The sequence below is a fragment of the Halomonas qaidamensis genome (assembly GCF_025917315.1).
Lineage (GTDB): Bacteria > Pseudomonadota > Gammaproteobacteria > Pseudomonadales > Halomonadaceae > Vreelandella > Vreelandella qaidamensis.
The window spans coordinates 2,757,636-2,775,504 of sequence record NZ_CP080627.1 but is presented as its reverse complement, the minus strand read 5'-3'; the positions used below and the strand labels follow the sequence as shown (position 1 = coordinate 2,775,504).

15 protein-coding genes are annotated in these 17,869 nt (G+C 52.5%); 11 read left to right on the top strand and 4 right to left on the bottom strand.

Annotated features, from left to right (window positions below):
* Positions 1–77: 77 nt before the first annotated feature.
* Positions 78–980, bottom strand: a complete 903-nt coding sequence (locus tag K1Y77_RS12575) for a LysR family transcriptional regulator (RefSeq protein ID WP_264428829.1) — start codon at positions 978–980, stop codon at positions 78–80.
* 137 nt (positions 981–1,117) lie between these two features.
* Here K1Y77_RS12575 and K1Y77_RS12570 point away from each other — a divergent pair, with 137 nt between their 5' ends.
* The 10 genes from K1Y77_RS12570 to K1Y77_RS12525 all read left to right on the top strand — a co-directional run bounded on the left by K1Y77_RS12570 (position 1,118) and on the right by K1Y77_RS12525 (position 14,004).
* A complete protein-coding gene (locus K1Y77_RS12570; protein WP_264428827.1) occupies positions 1,118–2,629 on the top strand; it encodes a CoA-acylating methylmalonate-semialdehyde dehydrogenase in 1,512 nt (503 codons plus the stop codon).
* Between the two features lie 26 nt (positions 2,630–2,655).
* Positions 2,656–4,323, top strand: coding sequence for a GMC family oxidoreductase (locus K1Y77_RS12565; protein WP_264428825.1), 1,668 nt, complete (start codon positions 2,656–2,658; stop codon positions 4,321–4,323).
* A gap of 190 nt (positions 4,324–4,513) precedes the next feature.
* Complete coding sequence (locus tag K1Y77_RS12560; RefSeq protein WP_009101184.1) at positions 4,514–4,717, top strand: cold-shock protein; 204 nt, start codon at positions 4,514–4,516, stop codon at positions 4,715–4,717.
* Between the two features lie 271 nt (positions 4,718–4,988).
* Complete coding sequence (locus tag K1Y77_RS12555) at positions 4,989–6,758, top strand: SLC13 family permease (RefSeq protein WP_264428814.1); 1,770 nt, start codon at positions 4,989–4,991, stop codon at positions 6,756–6,758.
* Between the two features lie 73 nt (positions 6,759–6,831).
* Positions 6,832–7,497 (top strand): alpha/beta hydrolase, encoded by a 666-nt coding sequence (locus tag K1Y77_RS12550; protein ID WP_030073614.1) that lies wholly within the window; start codon positions 6,832–6,834, stop codon positions 7,495–7,497.
* Positions 7,498–7,543: 46 nt separating this feature from the next.
* Positions 7,544–8,224: a hydrogenase subunit MbhD domain-containing protein gene (locus K1Y77_RS12545; RefSeq protein WP_030073612.1), complete on the top strand. Its 681-nt coding sequence runs from the start codon at positions 7,544–7,546 to the stop codon at positions 8,222–8,224.
* Positions 8,221–9,711, top strand: coding sequence for a complex I subunit 5 family protein (locus K1Y77_RS12540; RefSeq protein ID WP_030073610.1), 1,491 nt, complete (start codon positions 8,221–8,223; stop codon positions 9,709–9,711). Before K1Y77_RS12545 ends, K1Y77_RS12540 begins: the two co-directional genes overlap by 4 nt.
* Positions 9,708–11,213 (top strand): complex I subunit 5 family protein, encoded by a 1,506-nt coding sequence (locus K1Y77_RS12535; RefSeq protein WP_030073608.1) that lies wholly within the window; start codon positions 9,708–9,710, stop codon positions 11,211–11,213. Before K1Y77_RS12540 ends, K1Y77_RS12535 begins: the two co-directional genes overlap by 4 nt.
* Positions 11,210–12,994, top strand: a complete 1,785-nt coding sequence (locus K1Y77_RS12530) for a complex I subunit 5 family protein (protein WP_264428809.1) — start codon at positions 11,210–11,212, stop codon at positions 12,992–12,994. Before K1Y77_RS12535 ends, K1Y77_RS12530 begins: the two co-directional genes overlap by 4 nt.
* The gene (locus K1Y77_RS12525; protein WP_030073604.1) at positions 12,991–14,004 is read left to right on the top strand and encodes a YihY/virulence factor BrkB family protein; all 1,014 of its coding nucleotides are present in this window, start codon (positions 12,991–12,993) and stop codon (positions 14,002–14,004) included. Before K1Y77_RS12530 ends, K1Y77_RS12525 begins: the two co-directional genes overlap by 4 nt.
* A 103-nt stretch (positions 14,005–14,107) precedes the next feature.
* Here the strand turns inward: K1Y77_RS12525 and K1Y77_RS12520 are convergent, their stop codons facing one another.
* Together K1Y77_RS12520 and K1Y77_RS12515 are read right to left on the bottom strand one after the other, a co-directional pair.
* Positions 14,108–15,517 carry a PhoH family protein gene (locus K1Y77_RS12520; RefSeq protein WP_264017761.1) on the bottom strand — a complete coding sequence of 470 codons (1,410 nt, stop codon included), beginning with the start codon at positions 15,515–15,517 and terminating at the stop codon, positions 14,108–14,110.
* Between the two features lie 180 nt (positions 15,518–15,697).
* The gene (locus K1Y77_RS12515; protein WP_264017762.1) at positions 15,698–16,567 is read right to left on the bottom strand and encodes a LysR family transcriptional regulator; all 870 of its coding nucleotides are present in this window, start codon (positions 16,565–16,567) and stop codon (positions 15,698–15,700) included.
* A 107-nt stretch (positions 16,568–16,674) separates the two neighbouring features.
* Here K1Y77_RS12515 and K1Y77_RS12510 point away from each other — a divergent pair, with 107 nt between their 5' ends.
* A complete protein-coding gene (locus K1Y77_RS12510; RefSeq protein ID WP_030073598.1) occupies positions 16,675–17,538 on the top strand; it encodes a cation diffusion facilitator family transporter in 864 nt (287 codons plus the stop codon).
* Between the two features lie 74 nt (positions 17,539–17,612).
* Here the strand turns inward: K1Y77_RS12510 and K1Y77_RS12505 are convergent, their stop codons facing one another.
* Positions 17,613–17,801: a DUF3008 family protein gene (locus tag K1Y77_RS12505; protein WP_030073597.1), complete on the bottom strand. Its 189-nt coding sequence runs from the start codon at positions 17,799–17,801 to the stop codon at positions 17,613–17,615.
* Positions 17,802–17,869 lie beyond the last annotated feature (68 nt).

The window sequence follows — 17,869 nt, the reverse complement described above, 5'->3', positions numbered from 1 at the left end:
GACTGAATAGTGATTCAATTTATTAACGTAGGTTCCTAATTTTTTATACGCGCTAGATTTTATTGTACATAATCTGTCTAATTTAAACGATTTTGCCAAACCGTATCCAACGTGTCGAGTGCCGCTTTTACGGTGGGTTCTGTGGCACGCTCTTTGCGCCAGATCAAGCTGAGTGCACAGGGCAGGCGAATACTATCCGCTATCGTCAAGCCGCTTTCCTGTCGTTCGGTCATTGCCAACGCATCCCGCGCTAGGCTAAGCCCGACACCGGCGCGGACTAGATCTAGCATACATACTTCTTGGTCTACTTGAGCGACCCGATTGGGCTTGGCTCCACTTGCTGCTAACGCGTGTTTAAGTAGTCGGTGGTGTACGGAATCCGTTGGTGTAACGATCCAAGGTAGGGCAGCCAGTACTTCCCAGCGGGTGTCTGCTAGCTTGGCTTCCCAGCCAGCTGGGGCGACGATGTGATAGTGAAAATGAGTCAACTCACGCCAAGCCAGTGCTGAGTTGTCAGTTCCTTCGCCTGGCATGGCGAGATAAAAGCCTACGTCTAATTCACCCTGCTCCACCTTTGCTAACACGCTACCGCTCATGCTGTGATGCAACTCGGTTTCAAGATGGGGCGCGCGAGCCATTAAGCGGCTGAGAAATTTACCTAGGCGAATAAATTCAGGGTCTACAATCGTGCCGATTTTCAGCTTTCCTCGCAGGGTGCTATGTAAAGCTCTGGCGCTTTGTTCAAAGGCAAGCGCACTGGCAAGGGCATTTTCTGCGGCGGGCAATAAGGCATAGCCATCGGCGGTTAGCGTTAACCCCTGTGGGCGACGGGTGAACAGAGTTAGCCCCAAATGCTGCTGAAGCTGCTTCAACTTTAGGCTTACTGCGGGCTGAGTAATACATAGCTGGTCAGCCGCTCGTGAAACGCTACCCGTACGTGCTACGGCGACAAATGCCCGTAGTGCTGAGTTCTCTTGCATAAGCGGCCACCTGCTACTGCTGTGTTATTAGTAAATCTTATATCTAGGTTAAAAATTACTCAATTGATTGCCATATCAAGGCGGTTAATCTATCCGCACTTACACCGTTATTTTAATTTGCTTATAAAGGTAACCAAATGACAACAACCACTATTAATCATTTTATTAACGGGCAGATCAACGAGGGTAGCTCAGGCCTTTCTCAACAGGTCTTTAACCCTGCTACCGGCGAGGTCAGCGGTCATGTGGTTTTGGCCAGCACCCAGGATGTAGACAGTGCCGTTAACGCTGCTCAAGCCGCATTTCCTGCTTGGGCAGATACCCCACCCATTCGTCGGGCGCGCGTGATGTTCCGTTTTCTGGAGCTGCTGAACGCCCATAAGGATGAGCTGGCCGAAGCGATCACCAAGGAGCACGGTAAGGTGTTTACCGATGCTCAGGGCGAAGTGGCGCGCGGGATTGATATTGTCGAGTTTGCCTGTGGCATTCCGCAATTGCTAAAAGGTGACTACACCGAGCAGGTTAGCACTGGGATTGATAACTGGACCATGCGCCAGCCGCTGGGTGTGGTCGCCGGTATCACGCCGTTCAACTTTCCGGTCATGGTGCCGATGTGGATGTTCCCGGTCGCGATCGCCACCGGTAATACCTTTATCCTCAAGCCCAGCCCGCTGGACCCTAGTGCCTCTTTGATGATTGCTGATCTGCTTAAGCAGGCAGGGCTACCGGATGGTGTTTTCAACGTGGTGCAGGGTGACAAGGACAGTGTTGAAGCGCTAATTGATCATCCGGACGTCAAGGCACTGTCGTTTGTCGGTTCCACCCCGATTGCCAACCTGATCTACGAGCGCGGCGCCAAACATGGCAAGCGCGTTCAGGCGTTGGGCGGGGCCAAGAATCATATGGTGGTGATGCCGGATGCCAACCTGGATAAAGCCGTGGATGCCTTGATTGGCGCTGCCTACGGCTCGGCAGGCGAGCGTTGCATGGCGATCAGCGTGGCGGTGCTGGTTGGCGATGTAGCCGATGGTGTCGTTGCTCAGCTGGCGGAGCGTGCCAAGGCGCTGAAAGTGAAGGACGGCATGCAGCTTGATGCGGAAATGGGCCCGATTGTCACCCGTCAGGCGCATGAGCGGATTACCGGTTACATCAATAAAGGCGTAGAAGAAGGCGCACACTTGGTGGTAGATGGTCGTGAATTTGATGTCGCGCAAACAGGCGAAGGCTGTGCCGATGGTTTCTGGATGGGCGGTACCCTGTTTGACCACGTCACCCCCGAGATGACTATCTATAAGGAAGAAATTTTCGGCCCCGTGCTGGTCTGCGTACGCGTGCCGGATATCGCCACGGCGATTCAGCTGATCAACGACCACGAGTTCGGCAATGGCGTCAGCTGCTTTACCGAAAGTGGCAACGTCGCCCGTGAATTTGGTCGCCGCATCCAGGTAGGTATGGTTGGCATCAACGTCCCCATTCCGGTTCCCATGGCCTGGCACGGTTTTGGCGGCTGGAAGCGCTCCCTGTTTGGCGATATGCATGCCTATGGGGAAGAGGGCGTACGTTTCTACACCAAGCAGAAATCCATCATGCAGCGCTGGTCAGACTCCATCGACGCGGGTGCTGAGTTCGTGATGCCGACGGCTAAGTAATGCCGCCAGGTGACGGGAGCACGTCCATGCCACACACTGCTAACAATAATTTCGACTACATTGTGATTGGTGCAGGCACCGCTGGGTGCCTGCTGGCCAATCGGCTAAGCGCTAACCCAAATAATAAGGTGCTGCTGATTGAAGCCGGCGGGCCGGATAATTACCACTGGATTCATATTCCCGTGGGCTATCTGTACTGCATCAACAACCCCCGCACGGACTGGCTGTTTCGTACCGAGCCCGACAAAGGGCTCAACGGTCGGTCATTAATCTACCCACGCGGCAAGACTCTAGGTGGCTGTTCAAGCATCAACGGTATGCTCTATCTACGTGGCCAAGCACGGGATTACGACCACTGGGCTGAGCTGACTGGAGATAACGCCTGGCGCTGGGATAACTGCCTACCGGATTTCATGCAGCATGAAGATCACCACCGGCTGGACGAGGGCGGTGACGGCGATGCTGATCATCGCCGCTACCATGGTCATGGTGGCGAATGGCGGATAGAAAAGCAGCGCTTAAGCTGGCAAGTATTGGACGATTTCGCCGAGGCGGCAGTGCAAGCGGGTATTCCACGCACTGATGATTTCAACCGCGGTGATAACGAAGGCGTCAATTACTTTGAGGTCAACCAGCGCAATGGTTGGCGCTGGAATACTTCTAAAGCGTTTCTGAGACCGATCAAGCAACGCACTAACCTAACGATCTGGCACTCTACCCACGTCAATCGTCTGCTATTTGAGCCGCAAGATGACCAACCGCGCTGCGTAGGCGCAGAGCTTCTCCGCGAGGGCAAAACGCTTAGTGTAGGGGCTAATAAAGAAGTCGTGTTGAGCGCGGGGGCTATTGGCTCGCCGCAGATACTACAACTTTCTGGGATTGGCGCGCCCGAGCTACTACATCAACACGGTATTGACGTAGTTTCAGCGCTACCGGGTGTGGGTGAAAACCTGCAGGATCACTTACAGATTCGCTCTGTCTATAAAGTGAAAGGGGCAAAAACGCTCAATACCATGGCCGGTACCCTGCTGGGTAAAGTCAAGATTGGTTTGGAGTACGTGTTTAAACGTACAGGCCCGATGAGTATGGCACCTTCACAGCTTTGCATTTTTACCCGCAGCTCGGATGAGTATCGGCACGCCAATATCGAATACCACGTGCAGCCATTAAGCCTGGATGCGTTTGGCCAGCCACTGCATGGGTTTCCTGCGATTACCGCCAGTGTGTGCAATCTCAACCCCACCAGCCGTGGCCGTGTGCAGATCAAAAGCCGCGATCCGCAAGCTGCCCCAGCCATCGAACCTAATTACCTGAGTACTGAGGAAGACCGCAAGGTGGCCGCAGACTCACTGCGGGTCACCCGGCGCATTGCCGAGCAGCAGGCCTTTGCAAAGTACCAGCCGGAAGAGTTCAAGCCAGGGCTTGAATACCAGAGTGACGACGATCTGGCCAAGCTGGCGGGGGATATCGGTACCACCATCTTTCACCCAGTGGGCACGGCAAAAATGGGCCGCGAAGATGACCCCATGGCGGTGGTGGATTCCAAACTGTGTGTTAGGGGAGTGACTGGTTTGCGGGTGGTAGATGCCAGCATCATGCCGACTATTACCAGTGGCAATACCAACTCTCCTACCTTGATGATCGCCGAAAAAGCAGCGGGGTGGATGATGGCAGCGGATCGGTCATCACCCTGACATTTTTTTTAACTATAGTATTGACGTGCGGCTAAGTTAAGCGCATGCTGGATGCAGTTGGTTAGCAAGTCGAACGTTGTCAGCAGTATCGAAACGCCCAAGCGTTTAGTCTGGTGAAAGTTTCTTGTTCTACCCACTGCAACTCGGGTATTACCCGGCTCTACATCAAGCTACATCGAGGATTTCGATCATGGCAACTGGTACCGTTAAGTGGTTTAACGACACTAAAGGCTTCGGCTTCATTTCTCCTGACGACAATGGCGACGACCTGTTCGCGCATTTCTCTGAAATTCAAGCTGATGGCTTCAAAACTCTGCAAGACGGCCAGAAGGTTTCCTTCGACGTCACTCAGGGTAAAAAAGGCCTTCAGGCTTCTAACATCAAAGTTCTTTAATTAGAAACGATGATGTTCGCTGTTAGCGCATAACGCTAATATGCTAAAAACCCCGCGAAAGCGGGGTTTTTTCGTTTCTGCTTAGTCAACATTCTCACACCTCACACCTCACACCTCACACCTCACACCTCACACCTCACACCTCACACCTCACACCTCACACCCCACACCTATATTCTTTTTTGTTATTAACGTGTTTCCAAAAATAACTTTTTAGAATATCGTCAAGGCGGCACAATGTTTCCAAGATTTTATGTTAGGGAGACAGGATATGTCGCTGGATGCTTGGATAGCCGTGGGAGTAGTGCTTACTATTTTCCCACTAATGACACTGTCTCGACTGGGGCCAGATATTATTTTGCTTGGTGCCGTCGTGGTGTTAATGACCTTGGGTGTCATTGACCCGCAGCAGGCGCTGGGCGGTTTTTCTAACAGCGGCTTGTTTACCGTAGCTTTCATGTACGTATTGGTGGCGAGTATTCGTGAAACCGGTGGTATCGACCTGATTATCCGCTATGTACTGGGTCGTCCTAACAGTGAGCGTGGTGCACTTGTTCGGCTTTTGTTACCTGTGGCTTCACTCAGCGGTTTTCTCAATAATACGCCAGTAGTGGCTACCTACATTCCGGCGGTGATGAGCTGGAGTCGACGGTTGAGGCTTTCTCCTCAACGGCTCTTAATGCCGCTCAGCTTTGCTTCCATTTTAGGCGGTACCATTACACTGTTTGGCACCAGTACTAACTTAGTGGTGCATGGTTTGTTAGTGGAGCGCTATCCTAACCTTGCTATGGGCTTATTTGACTTGGCCTGGGTAGGTGTTCCTGTTGCGCTGGTGGGCCTTGCTTATCTTATTTTCCTAGGGCCACACTTGTTGCCTTCGCGAGAGGGGATCTCAAAAGCATTTGCTAACCCTCGCGAGTTCACCATCGAAATGGAAGTAGATCCCGCAGGGGTGCTGGTTGACCGTACGGTGGAAGAGGCTGGATTGCGCCATCTTCAAGAGCTTTTTTTAGTTGAAATTGAGCGCGCTGGTAATGTGGTGAGTGTGGTGGGGCCAGGCGAGCAGCTAAAGGCAGGTGACCGACTCGTCTTTGTGGGCACCTCGGACGCCGCTGTAGAGCTACAGCAAATTCGTGGCCTGATCCCTTCTCGTGACGCGGCGTCGAGTTTGGAAAAAGAGTTCAAAGAGCGGCGCTTGGTTGAAGCAGTGGTATCGAACCAGTGCCAGTTTATTGGACAGCGTATTCGTGACGGGCGTTTTAGAACGTTGTATGGCGCTGCCGTATTGGCGATCTGCCGTGGCGGCGAGCGGGTGACTGGAAACTTAGGGCAAGTGCGTTTGCAGCCCGCTGACGTGCTGTTGTTAGAAGCGCGTCCACCGTTTATTGAGCGCCACCGACAATCGAAAGACTTTCTCTTAATCAGTGAGTTGAACGGCGCTGCGCGGCCCGTGCATGAAAAAGCTCCGTTGGCCTGGGCGATTTTGTTGGGGGCTGTACTGCTGGCGGCGCTAGGTGTCTTAAGTATGCTCAATGCGGCTATGTTAGGCGCGGCGCTAGCGTTGTTAACCGGTTGCTGTTCTGTAGACGCTGCTAAGCGTGGTTTGGATACACAAGTGTTGCTAACTATTGCAGCATCTTTCGGGGTAGGGGCTGCGCTGCAAACCTCCGGCGCGGCGGACTTCCTGGCAGGCAGTGTTCTGTCGTTGGTGGCGGGTAACCCTCTGTTGCTATTAATTGCCACGTATTGCGTCGTGGCAATGTTGACCGAATTGGTGACCAATAATGCTGCTGCGGTAATCATTTTTCCGGTGGTTATGGCTGCAGCAGAAAGCCTGGGGGTTAACCCGATGCCCTATGTGGTGGCGGTAATGTTTGCTGCTTCGGCTAGTTTTTTAACGCCGATTGGTTATCAAACGAACCTTATGGTGCATGGCCCTGGCGGCTATCGGGTCAGTGATTTTTTACGTGTTGGTGGTGGCTTGAACCTTTTGACGGGAATCATTGCCTTAACTCTTATTCCACTGGTTTGGCCGCTTTAAGCAGGCAAATGACTCGCCGAACGCGTCACTTTACGCTAGGGTGGCGCTTTTAACGTCAGCAAGGAAAGAGCCCATGACAGCCCCAGGCGAACTGATTATTGAACCGCAAAATGGTCAACCCGCCGATGCGTGCGTGTTTATTATTCACGGGTTGGGTGCCGATGGGCACGATTTCGAGCCGCTAGTACCAGCCCTTACACTCCCTGACTCAGCGCATGTGCGTTTTATTATGCCCCATGCGCCGCGCTTGCCGGTCACTATTAATGGCGGCATGGTGATGCCAGCGTGGTATGACATTCTTGCCATGGACTTAGGACGTCGGGTGGATGAAGCGCAGTTGAGAACGTCTGCTGAACGACTTCAGGCACTGATTGAAGAGCAGATTGATCAAGGGATCGACAGCCGCCGTATTATCGTCGCGGGTTTTTCCCAAGGCGGCGCAGTAGCTTATCAGGCGGCGCTTTCTTTCCCTCAGCCTCTTGGCGGACTGTTAGCTATGTCGACCTATTTTGCGACAGCCGATAGCATCGATTTAGCTGAAGCCAATCGTGATATACCTATCGAAGTACACCATGGGAATTTCGACCCCATCGTTCCTGAAACTCTGGGTCGCAATGGTGTCGAACGCTTAAAAGAAATGGGTTATACGGTTAATTATCGCCAGTATCCGATGGCGCATGCACTATGCCCGCAGCAGGTTAACGATATTGGCAAGTGGCTGAGCGAGCGTTTGGCTTAGCCGTACATTGGTTCCCTCAGCCGATGCAAGGAATTAGCGAAGGCTTATGATAGCGTCAATTGACTATCTAGAAAGCGGTATAGCGTTCTGCATAGTAGCCGCGTCGCTAGTCTGCCTGTTTGATCGTCACTTAAAACGGGCGAGCGGGCTATTTTTGCTCTTTGCGCTATTAATGAGTCTTTCCTGGTGGAAGCTTGGTGCACCTTGGTTGGCGTTGGCAGAGCTTGTATTAGGAGTTGTTCTGACCGGGGGGAGCTTTTTTTATGCATTGAGCGCATTCCCTGCCACTATCGAAAAGGGTTCGCATCATGACCGCTCCCGCCACCGTTGGTCTCATGGCGTGGTGCGCGCCCTATTGGCGCTAGCCTGGAGTGTGATGATAGGGGGTGCCATTCGGTTTTTATTGCCTGATATGGCGTATTCGCTGACTGAGCATCCGCTAATTATCGCCGCTGTGGTTATTGTGGCGACAGCTATGGGAGCGTTTACGCTACATAAACATATGCTGCGCCGTTTAATGGCCTTTAATGTTCTCGGGTCTGGTGTGTTTTTGCTGCTGGCGGGTATGGCGGGCACGGTGCCTGGAGCGCAGGCGCTTATCAGCGTGGGACTAATCATTGCCTGGCTAGGCACGTTGTTAGGTGTGCTGCTTATTCGGCAACTTGTGTTGTTAGAGGGTGTGTCTGCGCTAGCAAGTGACAGTGATGCTGCGAGGCATGCGCAATGATATGGCGTTTTGGCTTGTACGAAAGTACGTTTGAGCCGTTGTGGTATAGCCACTGGGCGCTGTTGATTATCTTGGTGTTGCCGATTTTTGCAGGGCTGTTAGGTGCGCTTTTTACACCGCGCCGTCTATTTCCCGTGATGCTTGCATGCCTGCCAATTTTATTGGCTGGCGCACTGTTGGTTGTCGATTACCTTCAAGTGGGCTTACTGCGCTGGCAGTGGCATGTTGCGGGCGTTGAGCTGTCACTGCGCTTTAATGGCTTGAGCGGTTTGATGTTAATGATCACTCAGTGGGTAGGGGTAGCGGCTGCCTTATACACACCGGGTCATTTGCAACTTACCAGCCCCGGCAAGCAAGCACGATGGCTGTGGGCACTGATGGGTGTGCTGATCAGTGCGCTATCGCTTATTTGGCTAGCAGTAGATTTATTAACCCTTTACGCTGCATTAGAGGCTATGGGGCTGGCTGCCGTAGGCATGTTGCTGCTATCAGGTAAGGCTAATGCGCTGAAAGCAGGCATGCGATATTTACTGTTAGCGTTGGTGGGGTCTCTTGCCTATTTACTTGGTGTGGCCTTACTACTTGGGAACTGGGGAGAGCTTGACCTTATAACTCTGGCTGACATTGTTGAGCCTGGCCCAGTGGCCTGGGTGGCTGCTGCATTGATGGGTGCAGGGTTGGCGCTGAAAGCAGCTCTCTTTCCGCTACACGGGTGGCTAACGCCTGTGCATGAAAATGCTTGGACGCCGGTGAGTGCATTGCATGCGGCGTTGGTGATTAAAGCCTCGTTGTTTATGTTGATCATGCTGTGGGGAATTTTACTTCCCGAAGCGCTGTTTGCCCCACGCTTTGTGGCATGGTTGGGCATGTTAGCGATTGTTTGGGGTGGGCTAATTGCGTGGCGTGCTGAATCGCTTAAAACCTTGGTAGCGTCTTCTACGGTAGGTCAGTTGGGCTACCTAATGGTGGCCTTTCCTTTACTGTTGGGGCCTACTATTTCTCCGCTGCCAGGGGCACTGGCCTGGGAAGGGTTTTGGCTACAGTTGATGGGCCACTCGCTAGCAAAAGCGGCTATGTTTATGGCCGTTGGTAATTTGATTCTTGCCACCGGCGAAAGCTCAATCAAAGGGCTTGCAGGCACTAGCCGCCGTTTACCGCTGTCACTGCTTGTGTTCGGCATTGCGTCCGTTACGCTGATGGGATTGCCGCCTAGCGCAGGGTTTACCGCAAAGTGGTTGCTGCTACAGGCGATGGTGATGACACAGCAATGGGTAGCTGTTGCCGCACTATTGGTGGGCACACTGCTGACAGCTGCTTATATATTTCGTGTTTTCCGTTACTGCTTTGATGAAACTGCGCCTCGCCATCATTACCAGCCGTTAGCGCCTGGCATGGATCTTATTGCGCTTTGTTTGGCGGTGGCAGCGTTTGCCCTAGGCTTATTGGCTCACCTACCACTGGCGCTACTCCAGGGAGGTGGCGCATGAATGCGGCTTGGCTACCGCTAACAACGTTAGCAACGTCTCTTTTTGCAGCAGCGGTTATTTTTCTTTTGCCTGAAGACGCGCGGCGGCTGCGTACCAGCATTAACCTGATTGCCGCTGTGAGTAAAATCATCCTGGTAACCTTGATGGTTGGGCGGGTTTCTCAGGGGGTTGAAGACACCTTTAGTTTCCAGATAGTGGGCGGTGTTGAGTTTGTATTGAGAGCTGATGCGTTGGGAGTAATGTTTGCTGGACTTTCTTCGCTACTGTGGCTGTGTACCACGATCTACGCGATCGGCTATTTAGAAGGGGCGGCGAACCGAAAACGTTTTTTTGGCTTTTTCAGCCTGTGTGTCGCGAGTACGTTGGGTATCGCGTTAGCCGGGAATCTGTTTACGTTCCTGATTTTCTACGAAATGCTGACCCTTTCTACCTACCCGCTGGTCGTCCACTACGGAACCGCCAAAGCGTTAGCAGCGGGGCGTGTTTATCTGCGTTATACCTTAACGGCTGGCGTGGTGCTGCTACTCGGTGTGGTGCTGCTTTATAGTTTAACCGGCGACCATTCGTTCGCTTCTGAGCAGGGATTGTCGCCATACCTCAATGATCATCGTGGTCTGCTGATACTGATATTTACATTACTGGTAGGAGGCCTTGCCGTTAAAGCTGCCATGGTGCCGTTGCATGGATGGCTGCCAAGAGCAATGGTAGCGCCTGCGCCAGTTAGCGCGCTGTTACATGCGGTTGCGGTTGTAAAAGCCGGTGCCTTTGGCATCCTTCGGGTGATTTATGATCTTTATGGTATTGAGCTCAGCGTTGAACTTGGTGTCACCACTGTATTGGCGGTCGCGGCTTCAATTACGATTATTTACGGCTCGCTGCGCGCGATTGCCCAGCAAGAATTAAAGCCTCGGTTGGCATTTTCTACTATCAGCCAGGTCTCCTATGTTGTGCTTGGTGTTTGCCTGTTTGGCCCCTTCGGTACCATTGGTGCACTTGCGCATCTTCTGCATCAAGGTTTGATGAAAGTCACGCTGTTCTTTTGCGCGGGTAACTACGCTGAAGAGCTTGGTATCCACCGTATTGATGAAATGAACGGTGCCGGCAAGCGTATGCCCCTTACCAGCTTCGCATTCACCGTAGGGGCGTTGGGTATGATTGGGCTGCCTCCTATCGCGGGCTTTATCACTAAGTGGTACTTGGGGGTGGGGGCTATCCAGGCGCAGATGTATTGGGTTGTGGCGGTTTTAGTTGCGAGTAGTACCTTGAATGCTATTTATTTTTTGCCTATTTTGCACCGCCTTTGGTTTCGTGAGGGGCCGGCTCATGGAAAGGGTGAGTGGCCTAATGAACAGCGCCTTGGGCGCTTGGAAACCCACGGCTGGCTATTATGGCCAGCCGTGTTTACTGCACTGGTAAGCATTGGAGCAGGTTTATTGGCAGGATTGCCGTTTAGCCCGCTGGATTGGGCTACCCGCGTGGCGGTAGGGGAGTACCTGCCATGATCACGCTACTTTTGCTTGCGGCATTACTTTGGCCTCTGTGCGTTGCGGGCACCACAATATGGCAGGCGTATAGAACGCCTGCGGCGAGCCGCGACTACTTCTCGATGCTCTGGGTGAGTGCTTCATGGCCGGCGTTACTGCTAGCCTTTAGCGGCGAGGTCCAGTGGTCAATCAGCGCCTGGATGTTAGGCGGTTATTGGGAGTTAAATGCACTGAGCCGTCCGTGGCTGGCCTTTACCGCTTTGCTATGGAGCTTAGCGGCCATTCATGCGCGTGGATACTTTGCAGCAGAGCAACGAAAAGCACAGGCAGGCGATCAGGTTATACAGCGTCGATGTCAGCGGTTAGCGCTTCTGTGGCCGCTGACGTTGTTGGGCAATGTGCTGCTGATTATTGCTCAAGATATCGCCAGTTTTTATCTGGGCTTTGCATTGATGACGTTTGCCGCATATGCCCTGGTAGTCCATAGCGGTAGTGACGAAGCGCGGTTGGGCGCAAGGGCATACTTAATCTTAGCCGTTATTGGTGAAGGGCTTATCCTTGGCGGTTTTCTTTGGGTGGCAGGCACTTCAGAAACGCTGACGCTTAAGGGAGTGCGTGAGGGAATCGCTGTCGCTGACCACGGGGCCACGATGGCGCTTTTGTTGTGGCTTGGATTTGGGGTGAAAGCGGGGGTTATTGGCCTTCATGTTTGGTTGCCGTTAGCGCATCCAGTAGCGCCTGCTCCTGCTAGCGCGGTGCTGAGCGGCGCGATGATTAAAGCTGGGCTATTAGCATGGATAAATGTATTGCCGTTAGGAGTTAACGGATTGTCACCTGCGCTCCTCCAGCTTGGCAACGTCATGCTAATAGCAGGATTGGCAGCCGCCTTTGGTGCTGCGTTGTATGGTGTGTGGCAGCGCCATCCAAAAGCGGTTCTGGCGTACTCCAGCATCAGCCAAATGGGAATGCTCACTGCTATGGTGGCAATGGGGTTAGCCGCCCCAGACGTGTGGCCGCTGTTATTACCTGGTGTGGTGTTGTTTACCGCTCATCATGCATTGGCAAAAGGAGCACTCTTTCTGGGTACTAGTATTAGCGAGCACATGCCTCGCTGGCCGCAACCGATGCTGTTTGCGTTAATCGCCTTGCCTGGCGTGTCGCTAACGGGTGCGCTAGCGGCGGGGATGCTAAGTAAGTGGGGCGTTAAAAGTGCGCTTTATGACATGCATCACGAACATCTTATTATGCTGCTTACCTGGGCGGCCATTGGCACTTCTGCGTTGATCAGTGTTTGCGTGTGGCGTCAGTGGCAGCAACGGCACTCAGGGGGTAGTAATGCCTTCCAGTGGGGCGCGTGGTTGGCTGCATTGGTCGCCGCCCTGGTAACGCCAATATGGCTTCCACTGCCCGCTGGTAGTGTTGAGATACCACCAGCCTCCGAATGGTTAAGCCTGAGTTGGCCTTTCCCTGTTGGTGTCATGATTGTTGTGATGGTGGTGGTGATTGGCGCTAGCTTACTGCGCCGCGTTGTCATTCAAGCGCCACCTGCAGGCGATTTATGGTGGCTGTATAGCGTCTTTTCTGTAAAAGGATTGCGCGTTATAGAGGCTTTGGCCCATGCCTGTGAAAAGGTGAAAATGGCGAGTGTTGCGTTTTCGCTTGCTCGTGAAAGAGCGTTAATGAGGCAGTTGAACAGAGGTTTATTCGCAGAAGCATGGATGCGTCATCATGGTAGCGGTTTGATGATGGTGTTCGCTGTAATAGTGGCGCTTTTACTAATGTGGGAGGGGCTGCGATGAGCCAAAAAGGGAGAGTAGAGTCTCACTGGCGGGGTCGGAAAGCCACAGCGCCTGACGATATCCCCCGTAAGGGGTGGCACGATATTATTTGGCGGGTAGTGCGTGCTGCTCGTCGTGACCGTATTACCATGTTTGCGGCGGGCGTGGCTTTTTATGCCTTATTGGCGCTATTTCCAACGATTGCAGCAGTTATCTCTCTTTGGGGGCTGTTGTTTGATCCTGTTGAGGCCGGTCGTCAGCTTTATGAAATTAGTCGTTTTATGCCGCCGGATGCGGCGAAGCTGATTGATCAGCAGGCCCAAGAGGTCGTGGAAAGTACGGAGTCTGGGAATGTAATGACTGCGCTAGCAGGACTGTTGGTTGCCATGTTTATTGCGTCAAAAAGTGTTTCTGTACTCGTCGTCGGTTTGAATGTGGTGTACGGGGAACATGAAAAGCGTCCGTTGCTACTGCGCGGTGTGGTGTTGGTGTCGTTAACCTTCGGGCTAATTACGATGACGTTAGTGTCACTGGGGTTTATCGCCATTGTGCCGATTGTGGTTGATACGCTGATGATTGAACCACCGGTAGATAGTGTCTTGAAATGGTTGCGTTGGCCGGCGTTGTTGGTACTGATGAGCGTACTTATTGCTTTACTATATCGTTACGCCCCCTATCGGCGTTCTGCCCAGTGGCGGTGGTTAAGCTATGGCACGCTGTTTGCCACCACTATGTGGCTACTAGGCTCCGGCGGTCTATCGCTTTACGTACGTTACTTTTCTACCTTTAGTGAGCTGTATGGCTCTCTCGGGGCCGTTGTAGCGTTAATGCTATGGTTTTGGCTCTCAGCGTTTGTGGTGCTGTTTGGTGCGGAGCTCAACTGTGAGATGGAGCGTCAGACTTGCAACGATACAACGATTGGAGCGGCTCGCCCCCTAGGTGAACGAGAGGCGTTTGCTGCCGATACAGTGGGTGTTGAAAACCCTTGGAATAGTGAAAATTCTGACACGCAGCACCAACCACGGGAGTAGAGTAATAGCCCTGCTAGCTATATTCATTAGAGCACATCGCCCAGTTTTGCTGGGCGATGCTCTTAGTCGAAGGGTGAATCGGCAAGGTGGTTTGCGGCAAGCGTTACAAAAGCTCTTCAGCTGCCAGCGCGAGGCGCGACCGTTCAACGCTTTTCAGCGTGATATGCCCAGCATGGGGCCAATCTCTAAATCGTTCGACAACAGCAGCCATGCCACAGGTGTTGGCGGTTAAGTAGGGGGTGTCGATCTGGCCAACGTTGCCTAAACAGACAATCTTAGTATTTCGGCCCGCTCGGGTTACCAGCGACTTGAGTTGTTTGGGGGTAAAGTTTTGCGCCTCGTCAATAATCAAGAACGTATCGTTTAAGGTACGCCCACGCATGAAGCTTGGGGAGCGAATCTGCACCCGCGAGCCAATAAGCTGTCGGGTGGCACCATTATCCCAGCTAGACTCTCCCTCTTCGTTACGCAACAGGTTATCCATATTGTCGTGGAAGGCACCCATCCACGGTGACATTTTCTCCTCTTCGGTGCCCGGTAAGAAACCGATATCTTCGCCCATGGGAATCGGTGCACGGGTAAATACAATGCGCTCAAATAGTTTGGCATCTAGTGTTTGCTGGAACGCTGCGGCGAGCGTCATAAACGTTTTACCGGTACCTGCATTACCAGCAATCGTGACCAGATCAATGTCTGGGTCCATCAGCAAGTTGAGGGTGAAGTTTTGGCGGCTGTCGTGGGCATGAACGCCCCACACGCCAGCATGGTGACGGTAGTTGGTAAGTAGCTGTAGTCGGGCAGATGACGGTGATAGCTCACGGACAATGGCTTCAAACTCAGCGCCATTTTCGCTATCGGATACCAGCATGCCGACATGCCAATGGCGCGGCATGTTGCCACTTAATTGATAGAAAGTATGGTGGTCGACACGCTCGACGGTGACATCGACATTGAGCGTTTCCCACAGCGAGGCACCGTCCTGCCCCGCAGTGGTGTATACCTGTGCGCCTTCAATCATTGCATCGCTGTCAGAATAGGCGCGATCATTCAGGTAGTCTTCCACCGGCACTTTTAGTGCGGCTGCTTTTACCCTCAGGTTAATGTCTTTGGTGATCAGGATGACCGAAGCATCCGGGCGCTCATCGCGTAACCGACAGGTTTCCGCCAAAATGCGGTTGTCGGGGCTGTCATCAAGGGAGTCGAAGGGTTTAAGGTCGTTGTAGCACAAAAAATGTAAGCGGCCCGATTCACCGCTAATGCGCGGAATAGGAATACCTTTCTGGATCTCATCAAAGGTGACTTGGTTGGTAAGGTCTGACAGCGTGCGGCTAATCTGCCGCGCGGTGCGGGCGATCTCTCTGATGCCGTTTTTATGCTTGTCTAGTTCTTCAAGCACAGTCATGGGAATAACCACGTCGTGCTCATCAAAATGGTAAAGCGCGGCGGGGTCATGGATCAGGACATTCGTGTCCAGGACATACAGCCTAGTGGCTTTCTTATCGAGTCGTACCATCGTGGAAACTACTCCTTAGTTGACGGCAACATCGACACTGGCAGATGCACTTTACGCTTAGATGACACTCACCTGTGTCGGTTCTCTAGCGTGTCCTTTTGATCTCCTTGTATGGTTTTTTATAGATTGGAAGCTACAAGCGATTTTTTCCAATGCTCTATTTCAACGTTTTGGCGGGCCTCAACGAGTGTTCCCTAAAAAGCGTGACACCTTCGTTAGCAGCGCGGTGGCGACTACCCCTAGGCTTTCGCCTTCCACATAGCGGTAGTAATGACTGTCCAGGGCAAGGTCATGGTTAAGAGCGCAAAGCTGATGGCTTTCTATGGCTTCCTTGACTAGTGGGTAAGGTAGCAACGCCCAGCCAGTGCCATTAATCGCTGCATCGCGGATGACCTCGAACATGGTCAGGCCCAAGTAATTTGTCGAAAAAAGTGCTTCACTGACCAACTTATCGCCCTGCTCATAGGTTAAACAGACTTGGGTATATTGGGCGAGATCATCGCGAGTAACGCTGGGAAGCCGGCTTAACGGGTGCGATGTTGCTGCTACTAAGCACATGCTGACCGGTGCAAGGTTACTGGCATTTACGTCGGCACCTTCAGCGGTATACAACCCAAAAGCTATATCAACGGTTTGTCGAAGGACGAACTGTGGGTGTTCTTGGGGGGGCAATAAATATACCGAGATGGCTGTAAGTGGATAGCGCTGTTTTAAGTCGTGCATGACTTGTCGCCAAAATGCTTCAGGCAGCGCATCATCCCGGGCAATGCAGAGCTGGTTTTCGACCCCCTGCAGGTGTTGTTGGCAGTGTTTTTTGATTCGGCTGGCACTGGTCAGTAGGCGGTAGCAGTCCGGCAAAACGCTTTCACCTACGGCTGTTAGCTGCAGGCTATTGCCTGAACGCTCGAACAGCACGACTCCAAGACTGTCTTCCAAGGCATTCACTGTGGCGCTTAGGGTGCTGCGTTTCATTCCGGTGTGCCGCGCGGCGGCGGCAAAGGAACCATGTTCAGTAACGTCAATAAACGCCTGCACTTGTTCTGCGCGCATAGGTTACTCCATGGAGAGCCAAAAAAGTTGGCGCTGAGCGATTGGTGAAACGTTAGTGTACTCACTATTATGCGTTGGGTTTAAGACACTTTACTGGAGTATTTCGCGTGACCCCCTTTGTCGCCGAGCGCCGAGCGCTCAGATTTTCTGCTGTCTCCGCCAGCCTGTTTGCCTTTACTGGCCTTGCTCTCGGGCTTGCCAGTGGATCAATTACTATTTTATTCGATAGTGGTTATTCGCTATTAAGTTTAGTGCTGGCGTCGCTGTCCTTGTTTGCATTGCAGCAGGCGCGCAAACCGGCAGATGATCACTACCCCTTTGGGCGGCTTACTGTAGAGCCGTTGGCTGTGCTGCTTAAAGGCGTAGTGATAGCACTGGTGTGCCTGTTTTCGATGGTCTCGGCTGTATGGAGCCTTGCGCAAGGTGGGCGGCTGGTAACGTTGGATCTTGCGTTAATGTTTGGCGTGGTAAACGTAGCAGGATGTTTACTTACGTGGTGGTGGTTGAACCGTTATGCTCGAATTGCGCGCTCATCACTGCTAGCTGCCGAACTGCGTCAGTGGCAAATGGATACTTGGTTAAGTGCCGCCGTTATGTTGGGCTTTGCGCTCACATGGGGGTTGACGCTTACCCCGTGGTCTCACCTTGCGCGCTTTGCCGATCCGGTGATGGTACTAATAATCGCGGGCTACTTCCTGCCGATGCCCATTCGTATGGTGCGTGGCGCGCTGCGCGAATTGATGTTTGGCGAGCCTTTAGGTAGCGTTCGCCAGGAGATGGTGCAAGAAGTGGCAGATTTTGATATTGCCAATGACGATGTACGTCTAGCTCAAGTGGGTAGCTTCTTAATGGTTGATATTCAGCTAGATAAGCAGCAGATCAATGATGCTGAAGAGATTGTTGAAAGTGTTGAGCAGCATTGCAAGTTGCGGAATCTGCGTGCTGTGACCAGCATTACGTTAGTAACTTAATCACATAAACTTCTCCCACAACGGCACAGCGATCACTTCTGCCTTTGCTGTTGCCGTTGTGGAACACAGCTTTTTCAATCATCTTCTTTCTTTTGCGGTTTTCCCTTGCGCTGAGTGCTGGCCATTTCTTCGAGTTCCTCTTCACTCATTGAGTCATACATCTCTTTGGAGGAATCATAAAGTTCACTGGGCTGTGTTTCACCACGCTTGGCAGAAAGCGCAGCCCCAGCGGCTTTCTGCTGTGCTTTGGAAGTTGCTTTCATATCAAGACTCCTGTCAGTTGACATCCTTAAATCAATCACGCTATTTAGCGTAGCAGGGAGAAGTCTAC